This window comes from Mesorhizobium sp. M1078, assembly GCF_040318615.1.
In the GTDB taxonomy this organism is placed as follows: domain Bacteria; phylum Pseudomonadota; class Alphaproteobacteria; order Rhizobiales; family Rhizobiaceae; genus Mesorhizobium.
In genome coordinates, this window is record NZ_JAMYMP010000019.1 from 14,001 (window position 1) to 29,028 (window position 15,028).

General features: G+C 62.1%; 15 protein-coding genes and 1 tRNA gene. 9 read left to right on the forward strand and 7 right to left on the reverse strand.

Translation table 11 applies throughout. The features are described 5' to 3' along the window. Position 1 precedes the first annotated feature (1 nt). From NKH38_RS22300 to NKH38_RS22310, 3 genes are read left to right on the forward strand one after another with little or no spacing between them, the layout of a single operon-like run. Entirely contained in the window at positions 2–820 is an 819-nt protein-coding gene (locus NKH38_RS22300) for an ABC transporter permease (protein ID WP_023669394.1), read from the forward strand. A 2-nt stretch (positions 821–822) separates the two neighbouring features. Next, a complete protein-coding gene (locus NKH38_RS22305) occupies positions 823–1,569 on the forward strand; it encodes an aspartate/glutamate racemase family protein (RefSeq protein WP_352762299.1) in 747 nt (248 codons plus the stop codon). A gap of 5 nt (positions 1,570–1,574) precedes the next feature. Then, complete coding sequence (locus tag NKH38_RS22310; RefSeq protein ID WP_023669392.1) at positions 1,575–2,411, forward strand: GNAT family N-acetyltransferase; 837 nt, start codon at positions 1,575–1,577, stop codon at positions 2,409–2,411. A 98-nt stretch (positions 2,412–2,509) separates the two neighbouring features. On the opposite strand, the gene NKH38_RS22315 is transcribed toward NKH38_RS22310, so the two are convergent. Further along, positions 2,510–4,726 carry a GumC family protein gene (locus NKH38_RS22315; RefSeq protein ID WP_352762241.1) on the reverse strand — a complete coding sequence of 739 codons (2,217 nt, stop codon included), beginning with the start codon at positions 4,724–4,726 and terminating at the stop codon, positions 2,510–2,512. A gap of 265 nt (positions 4,727–4,991) precedes the next feature. Here NKH38_RS22315 and NKH38_RS22320 point away from each other — a divergent pair, with 265 nt between their 5' ends. From NKH38_RS22320 to NKH38_RS22335, 4 genes are all read left to right on the forward strand, one after another. Beyond that, the gene (locus NKH38_RS22320) at positions 4,992–5,555 is read left to right on the forward strand and encodes a polysaccharide biosynthesis/export family protein (protein ID WP_023669390.1); all 564 of its coding nucleotides are present in this window, start codon (positions 4,992–4,994) and stop codon (positions 5,553–5,555) included. A gap of 7 nt (positions 5,556–5,562) precedes the next feature. Beyond that, positions 5,563–6,693: a glycosyltransferase gene (locus tag NKH38_RS22325; RefSeq protein WP_352762239.1), complete on the forward strand. Its 1,131-nt coding sequence runs from the start codon at positions 5,563–5,565 to the stop codon at positions 6,691–6,693. Positions 6,694–6,778: 85 nt separating this feature from the next. Further along, positions 6,779–8,314: an undecaprenyl-phosphate glucose phosphotransferase gene (locus tag NKH38_RS22330; RefSeq protein ID WP_023689486.1), complete on the forward strand. Its 1,536-nt coding sequence runs from the start codon at positions 6,779–6,781 to the stop codon at positions 8,312–8,314. Then, positions 8,311–9,582 carry an O-antigen ligase family protein gene (locus NKH38_RS22335; protein WP_352762238.1) on the forward strand — a complete coding sequence of 424 codons (1,272 nt, stop codon included), beginning with the start codon at positions 8,311–8,313 and terminating at the stop codon, positions 9,580–9,582. Before NKH38_RS22330 ends, NKH38_RS22335 begins: the two co-directional genes overlap by 4 nt. A 37-nt stretch (positions 9,583–9,619) precedes the next feature. Here the strand turns inward: NKH38_RS22335 and NKH38_RS22340 are convergent, their stop codons facing one another. Further along, on the reverse strand, positions 9,620–10,603 hold the full coding sequence (locus NKH38_RS22340; protein ID WP_023730868.1) for a glycosyltransferase family 8 protein: 984 nt from the start codon (positions 10,601–10,603) through the stop codon (positions 9,620–9,622). A gap of 48 nt (positions 10,604–10,651) precedes the next feature. After that, positions 10,652–11,620 (reverse strand): glycosyltransferase family 8 protein, encoded by a 969-nt coding sequence (locus tag NKH38_RS22345; protein WP_084569958.1) that lies wholly within the window; start codon positions 11,618–11,620, stop codon positions 10,652–10,654. 145 nt (positions 11,621–11,765) lie between these two features. Here NKH38_RS22345 and NKH38_RS22350 point away from each other — a divergent pair. After that, positions 11,766–11,842: transfer RNA gene (locus NKH38_RS22350), tRNA-Pro, on the forward strand. A gap of 69 nt (positions 11,843–11,911) precedes the next feature. Here NKH38_RS22350 and NKH38_RS33440 read toward each other — a convergent pair. The 3 genes from NKH38_RS33440 to NKH38_RS22365 form a co-directional block, all read right to left on the reverse strand. After that, on the reverse strand, positions 11,912–12,487 hold the full coding sequence (locus tag NKH38_RS33440; protein WP_245259907.1) for a CatB-related O-acetyltransferase: 576 nt from the start codon (positions 12,485–12,487) through the stop codon (positions 11,912–11,914). Continuing rightward, positions 12,484–13,272 (reverse strand): hypothetical protein, encoded by a 789-nt coding sequence (locus tag NKH38_RS22360; RefSeq protein WP_023730865.1) that lies wholly within the window; start codon positions 13,270–13,272, stop codon positions 12,484–12,486. The genes NKH38_RS33440 and NKH38_RS22360 overlap by 4 nt, the downstream gene beginning before the upstream one ends. Before the next feature lie 95 nt (positions 13,273–13,367). Next, positions 13,368–13,826 (reverse strand): YbaK/EbsC family protein, encoded by a 459-nt coding sequence (locus tag NKH38_RS22365; RefSeq protein ID WP_023669382.1) that lies wholly within the window; start codon positions 13,824–13,826, stop codon positions 13,368–13,370. Between the two features lie 244 nt (positions 13,827–14,070). Between NKH38_RS22365 and NKH38_RS22370 the strand changes: the two genes are divergently transcribed. Next, complete coding sequence (locus tag NKH38_RS22370) at positions 14,071–14,523, forward strand: cupin domain-containing protein (RefSeq protein WP_023715404.1); 453 nt, start codon at positions 14,071–14,073, stop codon at positions 14,521–14,523. A 77-nt stretch (positions 14,524–14,600) separates the two neighbouring features. Here the strand turns inward: NKH38_RS22370 and NKH38_RS22375 are convergent, their stop codons facing one another. Continuing rightward, the gene (locus NKH38_RS22375) at positions 14,601–14,882 is read right to left on the reverse strand and encodes a helix-turn-helix domain-containing protein (protein WP_023715403.1); all 282 of its coding nucleotides are present in this window, start codon (positions 14,880–14,882) and stop codon (positions 14,601–14,603) included. Positions 14,883–15,028 lie beyond the last annotated feature (146 nt).

The window sequence follows — 15,028 nt, forward strand, 5'->3', positions numbered from 1 at the left end:
GGTGAGCCACGAAAAACGCACCCTCGAATTCTATGTGCTTGCGGTCTTCTTCACTCTGTTCGTGCTGTTCCTCTACGGCCCGCTGTCGGCGATCCTGATCCTTTCTTTCCAAGGCGAGACCGGCGGCCTCACCTTCCCGCTCAATGGCGTGTCGCTGCACTGGTTCGCCAATCTGTTCGAGCGCCAGGCGGTCGGCGATTTCGGCGGCAGCTTCAAGCGCTCGCTCGTGCTCGGCCTTATGGTGATGATCGTCACCGTCGTCGTGTCGCTGCTGGCAGGGCTCGCTTTCCGGCAAAAATTTCGTGGCGCCACCGCTTTGTTCTACCTGGCGGTCGCCAGCCTCGTAGTACCCTCGATCATCATTTCGCTCGGCATCGGCGTCGTCTTCCAGCAGGTCGGCTTCCGCCCAGCCTGGTACACATCGGCCTTCGGCGCGCACCTGACCTGGACCTTGCCCTTCGGCGTGCTCATCATGTTCGCCGTCTTCAACCGCTTCTCGCCCGCCTATGAGGAAGCCGCGCGTGACCTGGGCGCCAACTCCTGGCAGACCTTCGCCCATGTCGTGCTGCCGATGATCGCGCCGAGCCTGATCGGCGTCGGCCTGTTCGGCTTCACGCTGTCCTATGACGAGTTCGCCCGCACGCTGATGACGTCGGGCACCTTCAACACGCTGCCGCTCGAGATCTACGGCATGACCACCAATGTCACGACGCCGGTGCTCTACGCGCTGGGCACGGTGACCACCGTGTTCTCCTTCCTGGTGATCCTGGCCACACTGGGCGCCATCCTCTATGTTGGCCGCAGGCGGGCCAGGGTTTGATTGTGCAGATACTGGTGGTGAACCCCAACACAACGGCGAGCATGACCGAGACGATCGCGGCGGCGGCGCGCGGCGTTGCCGGCGCCGGGACCGAGGTGATCGCGGTCACCTCCTCGATGGGCCCGGCCTCGATCGAGGGCTATTATGACGAGGCATTGGCCGTGCCCGGCCTTTTGATGGAGATCGCCGCCGGCGAACGTGCCGGGGCTCAGGCCGCCATCATCGCCTGCTTCGACGATACCGGCCTGGATGCGGCACGCGCCATGGCCTCCATTCCGGTCATCGGCATCTGCGAGGCCGCACTCAGTGTCGCCTCCTACATTGCCCAGCGCTTCACAGTGGTGACGACCACCGAACGCTCGCGTGTCCCTGTCGAGGGGCTGGTGCAGCGCTACGGCATGGCCGGGCGCGCGCGCGTGCGCGCCGCCGACATTCCCGTACTCTCGCTCGAAGACGCTGCTTCCGGCGCGGTCGAGAAACTGCGCGCCGAGATCGCCCGCGCCATAGCGGAAGACCGCGCCGAGGCCATCGTGCTCGGCTGCGCCGGCATGGCCGACCTGGCACACCGGTTGCAGCAAGAGTTCGACCTGCCCGTCATCGACGGCGTCGGCGCCGCCCTCAAACAGGCCGAGGCGCTGATCGCATTGGGCCTGTCGACCTCGAAGCGCGGCGCCTATGCCAGCCCGCTGGCCAAGCCCTATCGCGGCGTGCTGAAATCCTTCTCGCCGGGGGTGGTCGCCGCGGAGTGAACGCTATGAAGCCTACCGTCCGCGCATTGTCTCCGCCGGAACTGACCGTTCTCATCGACTGGGCGGCGGCTGAAGGCTGGAACCCTGGCCTTGACGATGCCGCCGCGTTCCGGCCAACCGATCCTGAAGGGTTCATCGGCGCTTTTGTCGACAACGAGATGACCGCCGCCATCTCGGCTGTCGCCTATGGCGGCAACTTCGGTTTCATCGGTCTCTACATCTGCCGACCAGACATGCGCGGCAAAGGCCATGGCAAAGCAGTCTGGAATGCGGGCATGGCCAGGCTGGCCGGCCGAACGGTCGGCCTCGACGGGGTCGCCGCGCAGCTGGCGAATTATCGCCGCACGGGATTCAGCTCGGCGTACGAAACCATCCGCTTCAGCGGCCGTATCGCGACCCCGCCCGTCCGAAGCGAAGGGGTGCGCATGATAACCACGCAACTCGTGCCCGACATCATCGTCTATGACGCCCGCTGTTTCCCCGCGCCTCGACGAGCCTTCCTGCACCGCTGGGCGCAGCCGCCGCATTGCGGGTTCGCCGCGATCAGTTCACTCGGCACCATAGGCTACGCCGTGGCTCGTCCCTGCCGTTCGGGTTACAAGATCGGCCCGCTGTTTGCCGACGACACCGAGACGGCGATGCAGCTCATGGGCAGTCTGGCTGCCGCATGCGAAGGTGGCGACCTGCATATCGACGTTCCTGCCGAAAATTTCGATTTCACCACGGCGCTTTCAGCAATTGGTTTCAGGCCGACCTTCACCACCACGCGCATGTACAAGGGCCCGCCTCCGAAGGTCGACTCGCGCCGAATATTTGGCGTGACAACCCTGGAGTTGGGGTAGATCCCGGCGCCGACTGACAAGCTTGGTTTTTCGGGAGCCGGCGGGCGATGGACGAGCCAATCCGTAGTAGCGCCGCCTAAGTTGAATTGTCCGATGTCTCAGGCGGCGCTACGTCGTCCCGGCACCGGGTTACCCGGCGTCTCGTGGCCGATCGGCGTCACCAGAGTGAGGTCGGGATAGCCGCTTTCGATCAGCTCGACGGCGGCCTGCGCCACCTCATCGTCCGCCTGCAGCATGGACATGAAGACCTCGGTGCTGTCGCCGACCAGTCGGCTGATGCCTTGCGCATCGGCCGGTCCGCATTCGACGATGACCAGATCATAGGCGGTGGTCAGCGACTGCATGATGATCGGCAGCCGGTCGGCGGCGCGCATGGCGCGCACCGGATCGGCGGTGCCGACGGGAACGACGTGGCAGTCCGAATAGAGGTCGGCGTGGATGACGTCGCTGAACTGCGCTTCCGAAGCCAGCAGATTGGTGATGCCGGGGAAAAGTCCGCTGTCCAGCATCGGCCGCGAGGCGGCACCTGACGCCGTGAGATCGAGCAGCAGCACGCGCAGGCCAGCGTCGGAGACTTCGCGCGCTACCAGCACTGCCGAGGCCGCGGCCTCATCGCCTTCGGGCGAGACGAAGATGGCGCGCGCAGCACCGCTGGCGATCAGCTTCTCCGCCGCCTTCTCGACATCGATCTCGCCAAGGCTGGAGCGGACAGGTTCAGGTTCGGCTTGCGGTTCGGAACCGGCGATCGCTGCGTCCTCCTGCACTGCAGGAGCCGGCTCGGGCTTTGGCGCCAGTTCAGACTCCATGGTCGTCGGCTGATCGTCCACTTCCACGACCTCAGGAGCCGGTTCCGGGTCGACTACCGGCGCCGACATTGCCGGCATCGCAACCTGCTCGATACGCTCGAAGCGCGCCCCTGGGGCCGGACGCATGGCGCGGCCCGAAAACAGCTCCTGCAGCAGCGTGATGACCGACATCAGAACCAGCGAGCCGACGAAGGCGGCGCCGACGATCGGCACGAGCTTGGGGAAATAGGGTTCCGACGGCACGCGCGCCTCGGAAAACACGCTGGCATCGACCGGCAGGTAATTCTTGCGCGAGGACACTTCGCGGAAGCTCGCCATATAGGATTCAAGCTGCTGGCGCCGGACGTTCGCCTCACGCTGCAGCGCATCCAGCTGGACTTGCTCCTCGCCGGCGCGCGACGACGCCGCTTTCAGCTTGTTGACGTCCGATATCAGCTGGTTTTCGCGCGCCTGGGCGGTCTGCGCCTGCGTCAGCAACCCGCGCATGATCTTTTGCGCCTCGTTGCGGATCTGACCGTCGAGATCGGCTAGCTGCGACCTCATCGCCCGCAGGCGCGGATGGTTGTCGAGCAAAGTGGTGGAAAGATCGGCGATGTTGGTTCTGAGCTCGATCTGACGCTCGCGCAGCCGCTGGATCAGATCGGAAGACAGCACTTCGGGTACAGCGTCCAGCGAACCGCCATTCTGCAGGGCCTGGCGCACCCTTTCGGCCGTTGCCTCAGCCGAGGCGCGGCTGGCGCGCACACGCGACAGCTCGCTCGATAGTTCGGACAATTGCTGTGTCGCCAACACCGAATTGTTGCCAGCCATCAACAGGTCCGACTGAGCGGAGCGGAAGGCCGCGACCTTGGCCTCTGCATCCCTGACCTGCTTCTGCAGCTCCTCGATCTCCGGCCCGAGGAAGGCGGTCGCGGCCGCGTTCGACGTGGTCTTGGCATCCGCCTGATAGGCCATGTAGGCCTTGGCGATGGCATTCGGAATATCGGCGGCAAGCTGGCGGTCTTCCGAGGAAAATTCGACGGCGATGGCACGCGTCTTCTCCACGCCATAGACGTTTAGCTTGTCGCGCATTTTAGTCAGCACGCGCTCTTCGAGCGGAATCTCTGCCGGATCACTTTTCAGTCCGGCAATGACAAGAAGTCGGGCTACCGGCGACATGCCGAGCGCATCGTTGAACTCGGGCTTGTCGCCCAGGTGCAGATTGCCAGCCACCTTATTGAGAATGTCGGACGAGGAAATGACCTGAACCTCAGTTGCTACACCTTCCGCATCGAGCACAGGTTTGTCGTCTTCATTGGTACCGGCAGGCCGCGTATAGGCCGATTCGCTCAACTGGATTTTCAGCTGCGTCGTCGCCTTGTAATGCGGCGTGGCAAGCCACGCGAACGCGAAGGCGAGACCAGTGACGAGAATCGTGATCACAAGAATGCGCAGCCAGTTCCGCGCCAGGCTGGCGAAGAGCTGTCTCAGGTCGACATCGACATCTGCGGCCGCGGACTGGTCGGACATGCATTCCTGCTCCGGAACATGAGGCTAGATGGTAGCGTAAACAACTATGGTAACTCAGCCGTTAAGATCGCGGCAAGCAGCTGTTAGGGTTTGCTGACATCCGGTAAACAAAGCCAGCAAAACTATACGGCTTATTGTCGATTGCCGCCAAATCGGCCGCGTCCCTTTACCGGCCATTAACCCTAACAGGATGATAACGAACCCAGATCCTTAAGGTTTGCCGCCGTGTCCTGGCGGCCATAGCGACGAAGGTGTGTGTCCGATCATGAAAAGCGCTGCTGGTCTGTTTCGCGCTCTGCTGGCCGTGTCGATGCTCGCCGGCTGCTCCAGCTACCGGCCGACGCCGGCGGCCTTCCACGAGGTACTCGACCAGCCGTATCGGCTCGGCGCCGGCGACCGTGTCCGCGTCACGGTGTTCGAACAGGACGGTCTGACCAACACCTACAGTGTCGACCAGTCCGGCTACATGTCCTTCCCGCTGGTCGGCGCGGTGCCGGCGCGCGGCCACACGGCCCAGCAGCTGGAAAAAGCGCTCGCCGACAAACTGCGCCAAGGCTATCTGCGCGACCCCGACGTGTCGGTCGAGATCGATCGCTACCGGCCGATCTTCGTCATGGGCGAAGTGGGTGCCGCCGGCCAGTATTCCTACGTGCCGGGCCTCACCGTGCAGAAGGCCATCGCGATTGCTGGCGGTTTCTCGCCGCGCGCCAACCAGGAAAGCGTCGACATCACCCGCGACATCAACGGCAAGGTGATGACAGGCCGGGTGGTTACCTCCGATCCGCTGCTGCCGGGCGACACGGTCTACGTTCGCGAACGCCTGTTCTGACATCAACGTGGCGGACCAGCTCAGGATCGTCCACTGCTTTCGCTCACCCGTCGGCGGGATCTTCCGGCATGTGCGCGACCTGACGGAGGCCCAGCTCGCCGCCGGACATGCTGTCGGCATCGTCTGCGATTCGACCACCGGCGGCCAATACGAGGAACGCCTGTTCGACCAGATGAAGGACAGCCTGGCGCTCGGTATCCATCGCACGCCGATGCAGCGCCATGTCGGACCGGGCGACCTCGCCTCCGCTTGGCGTACCTATCGAATCATCAAGGAATTGCGGCCGGACGTGTTGCACGGGCACGGCGCCAAAGGTGGCGCCTATGCCCGTCTGTTCGGCTCATTGTTGCGGGTATCAAGGTCTCGCGTAGCCCGCCTTTACTCGCCGCATGGCGGCTCCCTCCACTATGACGAAACGACGACCACCGGAAAGCTGTTCTTCGCGCTGGAGCGCTTCATGGGGCGCTTCACCGATTGCCTGCTGTTCGTCTCCGACTATGAGCGGCGCACCTATCGCAGGAAGGTCGGCGAGCCGCCTATCCCGAACACGCTGGTCTATAACGGCCTGCGCGCCGCCGAATTCGAGCCGGTGGTCACACAGCCCGACGCAGCCGACCTGCTCTACATCGGCATGATGCGCGACCTCAAAGGGCCTGACATTTTCATCGACGCGCTGGTGCTGGCCGGGTCCCAGCTTGAGCGCCGCTTGACCGCGGTCATGGTCGGCGATGGCGACGACCTGCCGCGCTACCATGCGCAGGTGAAACGGCTGGGCCTCGAAAAACAGGTCCGCTTCTTGCCGCCTATGTCAGCCAGGGAGGCCTTTGCACTGGCCGACCTCGTGGTTGTGCCGTCGCGCGCGGAAGCCATGCCCTATATCGTGCTGGAGACGCTGGCCGCAGGCAGGCCGATGATCGCCACGGCCGTCGGCGGCATTCCCGAAATCTTCGGTGAGGGATCCCCTGCCCTGATCCGTCCCGATCCGCGCCAACTCGGCGACAAGGTGGGTGAAGCGCTGCGCGATCTCGACGCCTACCGGCGCGTCATGCCCGATACCGCCAGCCTCAAGGCGCGATTCGGCGCCGATGTGATGGCCGCCGAAATCGAAAAGGCCTATTTCGCCGCGCTCAACAGATAGACGACCGTCCAAAACCATAAGTTGTCTCAAGGTTTTTTTAGCTCTCTTTCTGCTATCGTCATCGCGGAAGCTTGTGGGAAACCCGATGAACGAGACCGACCCCACGCGCCGCTTTTCGGCCGATGCGGTGCGCAAATTCGACAGTCCTGCCGAGAGCCCCACGCCCGGCGGCATGAACAGTGTTGCCCGCCAGGTCGCCTCGCAATACCGGCGCGATACGATGTCGCCGGTCATGGTCAGCGGCGTATTGCGCATCGTCGAATTCGGCTTGCTGTTCCTGTCGGGGCTCGCGCTCTACTTCCACTTTGTCGGCTTCTTCAACTATCTCGCCTGGCAATATCCGCTGACCATTGCCGCGGCGTCATTCGTGGCCGTGGTGCTGCTCGACGTCAGCGATTGCTACCAGATCTCCGCCTTGATGCGACCGATCTCCAATCTCGGCCGCGTGCTGATGGTCTGGGCCGGCACCTTCGCGCTGATGGCGCTGACGGCCTTCATCATGAAAATGTCGGAGGATTATTCGCGTCTGCTGTTCGGCACCTGGTTTGTCGTCGGCCTGCTTCTGCTGTTCGGCCTCAGGCTGGTGATGTCGAAGCTGATCCGGCGCTGGGCGCGCAACGGCCGCATGGAACGCCGCGCCGTCATCGTCGGCGGCGGCAAGGCGGCCGAGATGCTGATCCGCTCGGTCGAGAAGCAGCCAGACAACGACATCCGCATCTGCGGCATCTTCGATGACCGCGGCGACAAGCGCTCGCCGCCGATCGTGGCCGGCTATCCCAAGCTCGGCACCATTTCGGAGCTGATGGAATTCGCTCGCATCGCGCGCATCGACATGCTGATCGTGTCGCTGCCGCTGACTGCCGAAACGCGCGTGCTGCAGCTGCTGAAGAAGCTCTGGGTGCTGCCGGTCGACATCCGGCTCTCGGCGCATTCGAACGCTTTGCAGTTTCGCCCGCGCGCCTATTCCTACATCGGCTCGGTGCCGATGCTCGATATCTTCGACAGGCCGATCAACGACTGGGATTCGGTCGCCAAGCGCGCCTTCGACATCGTCTTCTCGCTGATCGGCATCATCCTGTTCTCACCGGTGATGCTGGCGACGGCCATCGCCATCAAGCTCGACAGCAAGGGTCCGGTGCTGTTCAAGCAGAAGCGGCACGGCTTCAACAACGAGATCGTCGAAGTCTACAAATTCCGCTCCATGTATACCGACCGCTCGGACCCGACCGCCAAGCAGACGGTGACCAAGAACGATCCGCGCGTCACCCGCGTCGGCCGCTTCATCCGCAAGAGCTCGATCGACGAGCTGCCGCAGTTCTTCAACTCGCTGTTCGGCACGCTGTCACTGGTTGGCCCGCGCCCGCATGCGATTGCCGCGCAGTCGCACAACCTTCTCTACAATGAGGTGGTCGACGGCTATTTCGCCCGCCACAAGGTCAAGCCCGGCGTTACCGGCTGGGCGCAGATCAATGGCTGGCGCGGCGAGATGGACACCAATGAGAAGATCCGCATGCGCACGGAATACGACCTCTACTACATCGAGAACTGGTCGATGCTGTTCGATCTGCGCATCCTGCTCATGACGCCGCTGCGGCTGCTCAACACGGAAAACGCCTATTGAGCGCGATTTCCCATGATTTGTCGCAGGCTGCGGTCAATGCCAAGCTGATCGCGCTGATATCGTCGGGCGCGGTGTTTTTCGGCGTCTTCCTGTCAGGCTTCGTCATCGACGAGCCGGCGCCCTACGATCTTTTCATGGTCGGGCTGATCGGGGTGTGGGTGCTGTTTGGCCTGCGCATATCGCGCGCCGCCGTGCCGCTGCTCGTGCTGCTGATCACGATGAACATCGGCGGCATGATTGCCATGACGCAGATGGCCGATCTCGCCAACACACCGCTCTATCTCGCCGTCTCGCTGTTTCTTGCGTTCACCGCAGTGTTCTTCTCGTCGGTGACGGCGGTGCAGCCCGGCCTCTACCGGCTGATCTTCATCGCCTATGTCGTCTCCGCGGTGGTGACCTCGCTGCTCGGCATTGCCGGCTATTTCCACGCTTTCCCCGGCGCTGAAATCTTCACCAGATACGACCGCGCCCAGGGCGCCTTCCAGGATCCGAACGTGTTCGGACCATTCCTGGTGCTGCCCGGCATCTATCTGCTCTATCTCCTGTTGACCGGCTCGATCGCGCGCATGCCGCTTCTGGCGGTGCCGCTGCTGATCATCACCGCCGGCATTTTCTTCTCCTTCTCGCGCGGCGCCTGGGGCATGTTCGCCGTCTCGGCCATCCTGCTCACCGGCGCCCTGTTCCTGCAAAGCAACAGCGGCAAGTTCCGGCTGCGCGTCATCATCATGAGCATTGCCGCCATCACCCTGCTGGTGGTCGCCATGATCGTCATCCTGCAGCTGCCCGGCGTCGGCGAGATGTTTTCCAGCCGCGCCCAGCTCGAACAGAGCTACGACACGGCGCGCCTTGGCCGCTTTGCCCGCTACACGATCGGCTTCGAGATGGCGCTCGAACATCCGCTCGGCATCGGCCCGCTGGTGTTCGGCACCATTTTCGGCGAAGACACGCACGACATCTGGCTGAAGACGCTGATGGATTATGGCTGGCTCGGCTTCGTCTCGTTCCTGTCGCTGACGCTGTGGACGATCGCGGCCGGCTTCCGCATCCTTTTGCGCGACCGGCCATGGCAGCCCTATCTGCTCTGCGCCTACGTCGCTTTCATCGGCAATATCGGGCTCGGCACCTTCATCGACATCGACCACTGGCGCCATGTCTACCTGCTGCTCGGCCTGATCTGGGGCGCGATCGCGCTGGAATACAGGCATCAGCGCGGGTTGCGGGCGGTGGCCGCAATCCGAACCGATGGGAAAGCCGCCGAGTTCGGATGACTTCGCCTTCGGAACGAATTGCGATCGACGATTTCTTCTATCTCGCGATACCGGTCACCCGCTCGGGATACCGCACTGCCAGCATCGATTTGTTGGCGTGATCGGCAAAGATGGCGCTGACCTTTTCGGCGTCGAACCGCGCCCTGCGTTTGCGCTTCTCGTCGTTCAACAAGATGCCGCTGATGGCATCGAACTTGCGGCCAAAATTCTTCATCAACCCTCTCTTGACCGGCCAGCTGCGGCTGAAGCGTCCGGCCCAGGGGGTGCCTTTCGCCAGGTCGCGATAGACAGCCATGGCGTCGACCTCGACACCGACTGGCCGAGGCTCCCAAGGTTTGCCCCACGCGAAGTGCCGCGCATAGCACCTGCTGAAAGGGAGCTGGCTGCTGTAGTTGGTCATCACGTTCCAGAACGGGTGCATCGTCTGCCATCGGCCTTCGAAGGCCACGTTCAATGCGCCCTGATCCATTCCGTAGACATGCTCGGACGCCAGCTGCCGCGTGCGCTCCAGAAGCCCCTCAGCCCTGAGCAGGGGCATGTTGAAGAGAAGAACGCCGGCGTTGAATTTCGGCGCTCCAGGCTGCATCGGCAGATGTTGCCTGTACTTTGCATCGAAGTAACTCTGCTCGTCGTGAGCGGCCAGCAACGGTGCATTGAGCGGGGTGTTGCAGAGATCGGCTATCGATCGGTTGAAAAGCACGTCGGCGTCTGAATAGGCGATGCGGTCGTATGGCTCGAATTCAGGCAATTGATCGGCAAACAGCCTGATGTAGGTCGCAAGGGTGGGATGCGTTCCACGGTTGAAGTTCGTCGCCTCCATGAATTTCGTCACGTCGATGATGCCGATCCTCCCATCGAGCAAACGCTCACCGGCAGACCGGTCGTCACCGGGAATGACGCCGGTGTGCAAAATAAAGCCGTCGACGGCGCCGGACAAATCCAACACACGGCGCGCCGCCAAGCAGGTGTACGGAAAATACCTTTGATCGGCGGCGAAAAAGAAGCATGGCTTTTGCGACACAGTCTAATTCTCCTGCCCTGCGCCTTACGGATCAAAGTCGCGAATGTCTCAAGCGAAGCCGCCGAGTATTTCAGGAAATTGCACGGCCATCGCACCGGCAAGGGCATGCTCGGCATATATCCTATGCACCTTGCTCCCATCATACCTTGCCCGCCGCCGATACCGATCCTTGTCAGGCAACATCCCCATGATGCCGTCGAACCTGCGAGCGAATCGCCTCATGACGCCTCGCTCGAAGGGAATGCGCTGCCGGAAGGGCTGGAGCCAGGGCGTATCCCTTGCCAGACCGCGCCAGACGGCAAGCGCCTCAAGTTCCACGTCGACCTGGCTCCCCCACGGCTTGCCGCCGGCGAAATGCCGGGCATAGGCTTGGGCGAACCGAAATTCCTTCGTATCGTTGGACATCAAATTCCAGTTCGGATGCATCGTCTGCCACTTGCCCTCGAAGACGATGTTCAGCGCGTTCTGATCGTTCATCTGCCCGGCAACGGCGACATCTCTGGCGCGGTGCAAAAGTCCCTGTTCACGCACCAGCGGCATGTTGAAGACGATGATGCCGGCATTGAAGTAAGGCGCTCCCGGCTGCATCGACAATTTGTGGCGGTAGCCCGGGCGGAAGTACATATAATCGTCATGGGCGGCCAACAATGGGGCATGAAGTGTCTGGCCCAACAGGTCACCTATATCCCGATTGAAGAGGACATCACAATCAACATGGGCGATGCGGTCATAGTCCGCGAACTGAGGCAGTTGGTCGGCGAAAAGCCGAACAAAAGTGCCGACATTGCTTGGCCGGAAAGTATGACCGGCCTGCGCAAACAACGCCGACACGTCCATTATGCGAAGGCGATTCTTCAGCAGGCGTTCAGCAACACGCATATCGGCATCGCGTGCGCCGAAATGCAGGATGAAGCCTGGCGTTGCGTCTCCCGAAACGTCCAGAATTCTGCGCGCCGCCAAGCATGCATATGGGAAATAGTTGGCGTCGGCCGCTAGAAAAAAACAGGAATTTGCCACGCGCAATCCTTCTTATCGGTATTGGGCAAGCCATACCGTCTTGGCGTTGCGCCGACAAGGCCGGATGCCTCGCGACTTTTCCGGTCCAACGCGCCGTTTTAGCGCTTGCACCATAACCCTTGAAAATATATGGCTTTGCGCGGTCCGGAGTGTAGCGCAGCCCGGTAGCGCACTTGACTGGGGGTCAAGGGGTCGTCGGTTCGAATCCGGCCACTCCGACCAAACAAATAGTTGGCCGCTTCCCCCAAGGTGGCTACCGTCTTTTCGATTTCCCGCAAACAAGATGCATTCTTAAGCCGTCATGCTGGCGTGCCGCTCGACAAAGAGTTCGATGGGACCTGTGAGAAAAGCAGCCTCCTGCTTGATCTTCTCGTCGCTCCATTCCCACCACCGGATCGCCAGCAATTTCGCAATAACATCCTGTGAAAAGCGATACCGGATAAGCTTGGCCGGGACCCCGCCGACGATCGCGTATGGCGGCACATCCCTGGTGACAATGGCGCCGGCCGCAACAATAGCGCCATCCGCGATGTGGACGCCTGGCATGATCAGCGCTTGGCGGCCGATCCAGACATCATTGGCGATGGTAATGCCGACGGGTTTGCCGCCGTGCGCATTGAGATCAGTCGTGTCCATCATGCGGCTGTGGATCGGAAAAGTGGTTGCAGCCCAAGGCACGTGGCTTCCCCCGGAACATTCAAAGCTCACGTTGCCGGCGACCGAACAGAACGCCCCAAGGGCCAACGGAGTGGCGGCAGACGCTCCAAGCACCTTCTTCCGGCTCACCCCATAGGTGTGACGTCCAACGGTCACGCTTGGGGGCAGCTTGGATCGAAACAGATTCCTCGTGCGCAGCCACCCCGTCACAGTGACCTCTTAAGCTTCTGGAGCAAGAGATCCGCGGGAGTCCGCCATAGACGATATCGACTGGCCTTTGCAACCTGCTGGCCGACTGGCGCCATGCCGTACGCGTTAAAGAACGCATGAACACGCGGCTCAGCGAACTGCTTTTTGCCTCGGGTATTGTAGTGTCGGATCGGCAGGCTATGAGGGCTTATGGTTCGGCCGTTTTGAGAAAGGGCTACCCCGAGGCAGAACTGCTCGGGCGCCCAAGTGTCGGTCACCTCATGAACGGCCTTGATAGCAGCGAAGGCGTCCACCATGGCTGTGAGGTTGTCCCGGTGGATCCCGACGATGCCGCTGTTCCACATCGGTTCCTTGCCGGTCAGGACCTGGCCGCCGACGCTGATGTTCTTGCCCGGCAGCGCGTTCTGATAGATGCGATGCGGCCCTTCGCACAGGCGCATAGAGGAATGGGTCGCAGAGATCGAGCGGAAGCCCTTCGACGGGTCACCCACCGGGTACATGTCGGTGTCCATGAAAAGGAGCCGATCTGCTCGCTGCAAAAGCTCACGCATTGCCCCGGCCTTGATACCGAAATGGTAGCTTCCGCCGAAAGACCACTGGTCTTTCTGTTCGGCCGTTATGAGCATTGTCTCAACAGGATAAGCGCGAAAGAGGTCAGTCCTGTCCGTTGCGACGACTATTCTGGCGGTCGGGCAATGGTGCAAAAGCTTGAGGGCGCTGAGTAGCGCGCCGCGATGGTAAAGCCCGTTCTCACCATAGGCGATGTAACCAAAAACGTCGTTCATTCCGCCACGTATAATGGGTCGTTCAATCTTCTACTAGCTGCGCTCGCAGTCGTTTTGCTCCCAGAAATCTCCTGCTGAAATCAGCCGACGATTCACTACTGGCAGACATCAACCCATTCGGCGCCGACAATCTGTGCCATGCGCTGCGGGCTGAGCCTTACAGCGGCGTTGGTGGCGCCGGCCGCGGGCACGACTTCATCGAAGGCGCGCAGCGAGACGTCGCAATAGACCGGCAGCGGCGCCGGCAGGCCGAATGGGCAGACGCCGCCGACGGGATGGCTGGTAATCGCGACAACCTCGTCGGCGTCAAGCATGCGCGGCTTGCCGCCGAAACGGTCCTTGAATTTGCGGTTGTCGAGCCTCGACATGCCGCCGGCCACGATCAGCATGGTCTCACCGCCGACGCGCAGGCAGATGGTCTTGGCGATCTGCGCCGGCTCCACGCCATGCGCCTCAGCCGCCAGCGCCACCGTCGCGGAACTCGCTTCGGTGACGAGCACTTCGACATCGGGCGCATGGGCAGCCAGGAAGGCGCGCACGGATTCAAGGCTCATCTCGGCATTGTCCCATTCGAAAACGGTTAGCGTTCACACTGGATAGCTTCACGCTCGGTCGGCGGCAACCTCCCCGCCCCTCGACGGCTGCAGCGATACCAGGCCAGGCGGGTCGCGCCGCATGTCAGCAACGCAAGGCGCATCCCCCGTGCGGGAGATGTGTTCGGGCTGCTGCCTTGGTAGGTCGCAATGGACCAGGGCCGGCGCTGATGCTGTGCTCCCACGACCAACCGGAGAGATCATCATGCTCAAGCTCGCCTCGGCTCTGGCGCTGCTGCTTGTCGGGACGGCGCCGCTGCTTGCCGACGACATGCCGATAAACGCGGACGCCATCAAATGGGGCCCTGCTCCTGCTGTCTTGCCCGCCGGCGCGGACATGGCTGTCATCGCCGGGGACCCCTCGAAGGATGGCATCTACGTGCTGCGGTTGAAGCTGCCGGCCGGCTACAGGATTGCCGCGCACAACCATCCCACCTCGGAATATGTGACGGTGATTTCCGGCAATTTTCATATCGGCATGGGCGACAAGCTCGACGAGACCAAGGGCATCGAACTGACCGCCGGCGGCTTCGGCGTAGCCCCACAGGGAATGAACCATTACGCCTGGACGACAAGCGCTACGATCGTCCAGGTTCATGGCGAGGGGCCGTTCGCGATCACCTACGTCAACCCGGCGGACGATCCGAGCAAGAAGTGACATTCGCCGTTGGGCGAATGCAACAAGCCCGCCAGGGCAAACCATGGCGGGCTTGTTGAACGACGCTTGGCCGTTGTTTATGAAACGGACCGGTTTTCCACAGGCGCCGTGGGCGCCGGGGCATCGATCAGGGCCGTTTCCGGCAATTGCAATGCTGCGGCGATCCGGCGAAGTTTCGTCGGATCGGTGTCCTTGCCGCTCTCTATGTCGGCAATCTCGCTGGTCGACAGACCGCAGGTCAGGGAAAGCTCTTCAATACTGTATCCCTTTGTCTCCCGGATGGCTTTGAGGCCGGGGTGCTCGAGCGCAACGTCGGCCGCCAGCCTGGAGAAGGGTTCGTGTTTTGCAGTTTGGGCCATTGGCAACTCCATGGGGCTAAAGAGTTTTGGATCAAATGATAGGGTGTTGCCTGAGAGCCGGGACAATGCCCGCTTGACGGCGATTTGCCAAGGCCCAAACCGACCGTCACAGCATCGTGAACCGGCGTCAAAACCGCAGGCGCCAG

Bases quoted from the DNA above. Each gene is read 5' to 3' on its own strand.
- NKH38_RS22310 (WP_023669392.1), top strand. From the start codon at position 1,575: ATGAAGCCTACCGTCCGCGCATTGTCTCCGCCGGAACTGACCGTTCTC.
- NKH38_RS22315 (WP_352762241.1), bottom strand. From the start codon at position 4,726: ATGTCCGACCAGTCCGCGGCCGCAGATGTCGATGTCGACCTGAGACAG.
- NKH38_RS22320 (WP_023669390.1), top strand. From the start codon at position 4,992: ATGAAAAGCGCTGCTGGTCTGTTTCGCGCTCTGCTGGCCGTGTCGATG.
- NKH38_RS22330 (WP_023689486.1), top strand. From the start codon at position 6,779: ATGAACGAGACCGACCCCACGCGCCGCTTTTCGGCCGATGCGGTGCGC.
- NKH38_RS22360 (WP_023730865.1), bottom strand. From the start codon at position 13,272: ATGAACGACGTTTTTGGTTACATCGCCTATGGTGAGAACGGGCTTTAC.
- NKH38_RS22365 (WP_023669382.1), bottom strand. From the start codon at position 13,826: ATGAGCCTTGAATCCGTGCGCGCCTTCCTGGCTGCCCATGCGCCCGAT.
- NKH38_RS22370 (WP_023715404.1), top strand. From the start codon at position 14,071: ATGCTCAAGCTCGCCTCGGCTCTGGCGCTGCTGCTTGTCGGGACGGCG.
- NKH38_RS22375 (WP_023715403.1), bottom strand. From the start codon at position 14,882: ATGGCCCAAACTGCAAAACACGAACCCTTCTCCAGGCTGGCGGCCGAC.